General features: G+C 32.8%; 4 protein-coding genes and 1 pseudogene. All 5 read left to right on the plus strand.

Features of this window, described 5'->3' with window-relative positions:
* The coding region (locus C4S38_RS16240) for a DUF1573 domain-containing protein (protein ID WP_146059502.1) at positions 1–162 on the plus strand (162 nt) is incomplete at its 5' end.
* Between the two features lie 192 nt (positions 163–354).
* A complete protein-coding gene (locus tag C4S38_RS15625) occupies positions 355–588 on the plus strand; it encodes an NVEALA domain-containing protein (protein ID WP_103984478.1) in 234 nt (77 codons plus the stop codon).
* Positions 589–700: 112 nt separating this feature from the next.
* Positions 701–1,720, plus strand: coding sequence for a TolB-like 6-bladed beta-propeller domain-containing protein (locus tag C4S38_RS15630; protein WP_103984479.1), 1,020 nt, complete (start codon positions 701–703; stop codon positions 1,718–1,720).
* Positions 1,721–1,729: 9 nt separating this feature from the next.
* Positions 1,730–1,885: a hypothetical protein gene (locus tag C4S38_RS15860; RefSeq protein WP_160034768.1), complete on the plus strand. Its 156-nt coding sequence runs from the start codon at positions 1,730–1,732 to the stop codon at positions 1,883–1,885.
* 236 nt (positions 1,886–2,121) lie between these two features.
* Positions 2,122–2,533, plus strand: a pseudogene (locus C4S38_RS15635) (hypothetical protein); the annotation flags it as partial.

A 2,533-nucleotide genomic window follows, 5' to 3' on the forward strand; every position in this document is an offset into this window, starting at 1 on the left:
GCAGTGGCTACTTTCGACAAACATCCAGCCAAGCCTGGTGAGTCGCTCCACGTAACCGTTGAGATGACACCAAAAGAATCCGGTATGTTCGACGAAACCATAATGGTAAAATGTAATACAGCACAATCAATAGCATTAAAAATACGGGGACAGGCGATATAATAAAAAGCAGGGAAGGAAACCTCTCAGACATTAGAACTCTTCCGGTAACCTTCCCCCTTGTCCCACCTTAAAAGAAAGGAGGTGATGGAGCAAAAGTAAGAAGAATTAAAGAATAACGAAATTTCTTATTGAAGAAGAGTAAATAAGAAATAAACGATTAAAAGATTAATAACATAAATACATAAAAATATCATGAAGAAGAAACTATTTGGTATAGCAATTGTTGCGATAGTGGCCGTTGGAACTGCATGGAATGTAAATGAGAATAAGAATGAAGTTACAATCTCGAATCTAGTATTAGCGAATATGGAAGCGTTGGCCAGTGGAGAAGGAGATATAAATCCTCTTTGCCCAAATGGATGTGTAGATAATGGCACAGGTTGTTATTGCTACATGTGGCATTCTAATTTACAAGAATATAGATAATCACTTATTATGAGGCTGTTAAAACAGCCTCATTTATCAACAACACAAACAGTTATTTTATAACTATCTTACTTCTATAATTAAGATCATATAAATCACATCTCAAATATTTATGAAAAACTTAACCTACTTATTAATTGCTTTAATTAATTGGAGTTGTATACAGAACTCCAGTACTGAAAAATACCAGACTAATCGGGATAATATAAACAATGTTCATGACAAAATAAAAGAGATAAAAATAGAAGATGTTCTAATTAGCAGGAGCTGTAAATTACAAGAGGTTGGAGATTATTTAATTATAGGAGATTACAAATCTCCTGATAAACTAATTCATATCTTTACCAAAAATGATTTCAGATATATAACAAGCACTGCTTATTTAGGTCAAGGGCCTGGAGAAATTGCAAATATGGGATATATAGGAAGTGATGAAACAGATCATTTTTTTGTATCGGATCATGGCAAACAGAAAATATTCAGCTATGATTTAGATAGTATTCTTATGAATCCCTCTTATGAACCTAAGGTAAAAATGAAAATGAATGAAAAACTGTTTCCTGATTCTTATAAATATATAAATGATACTCTTTGCATTGGCAGAATAATAGAACCTACCGGCTCCTATGGTTATAAACAATCCATTGCCAAGTGGAATATGGAAACCGGAGAAATAGTTCCAATGAAGTATGAACATCCTGACATAGAAAAGAAGCGTACTGTATTTGCTGTTTCTACTAAGGATAACATTTACGTTGAATGTTACCATTATCATGATTTGATTACGATCTGCACTCTTGATGGGACTCTATTATACAATATATATGGTCCAAAGTGGAATAGCGAGACCTCAAACAAAGTTTTTTATTATGGTAATGTTGCTATTTGTAGTAATCATATCTTTATTTCCTATTCAGGAGAAACAACTTTTATAAAAAGCCAAGACGGTGCAGTTAAGTCTAATCTACCAACAAAGCTTTTGATTTTTGACATGAATGGAAATTATATCAAAACACTGGAAACAGGATATAAGATTATAGATTTCTGTTATGATTCTCAGAACAAAAGGGTCATAATGAATTTTAATGATGACATTCAGTTCGGGTATTTGGAAATCGACAAAATAATATAATAAACTGTCTTGATAGAGGAAGTACATGAAGTCTTACGAGATATTATTCGTCAGCAGAGTGGAAAGAATAAAAGCCCCTACTTGGGATTGGCTGTTGGAGTAGCATGGAGTGTTAATGCAAACAAGAATAAAGTTGCAATCTCAAATCTGGTATTAGCAATGTGAAAGCATTGGCCAATGGGATAATACGAATAAACAATCTACAAGATCAGATCTGATTCTGTTCATCTTTAACTTCCTGTTAAGAACCTATTTACAAGACTTCAACCGCCCTTTTTTCAAGGTTATTGAAGTCTATAAATATATCTTAATAGTATTGTGCATAAATTGTTTCTATTCTTGTATAAAACAGAAAAAGCAAGATAAAGATCAATTTATACTATGCTGGCATTGATAAAAAAATGGACGAAAACAAGCTCATACTTATTATGAATAAACTATTTACTTTTATTATTGCTTTATTATTACTGTCTTGTACATCTGTGGAAGAAAAAGAATTGTTTAAAATACTGGACTTTGCGGATGCAAACAGAGATGAACTAGAAAAGGTACTGGAACATTATAAACAAGACTCCTTGAAGTTGAAAGCGACCTATTTTCTGATCAAAAACATGCTCGGACATGCAGGCTACGACTCTATTACCCTAAAAGATTTACAACCCGCGTATAATAAATTAGTAACTATATCAAAAAAGCACAACTGGGAAAGATCTGTATCATGGGCAAGAGAAACCAGAGCCTTTGGAGAAAACATACGAATAAATATTTCACCTCTTTCCATGCAACAAGACATTTCTACAATCAAAGCTGATT

Source organism: Parabacteroides chinchillae (genome assembly GCF_900108035.1).
Classification (GTDB): Bacteria; Bacteroidota; Bacteroidia; order Bacteroidales; family Tannerellaceae; genus Parabacteroides; species Parabacteroides chinchillae.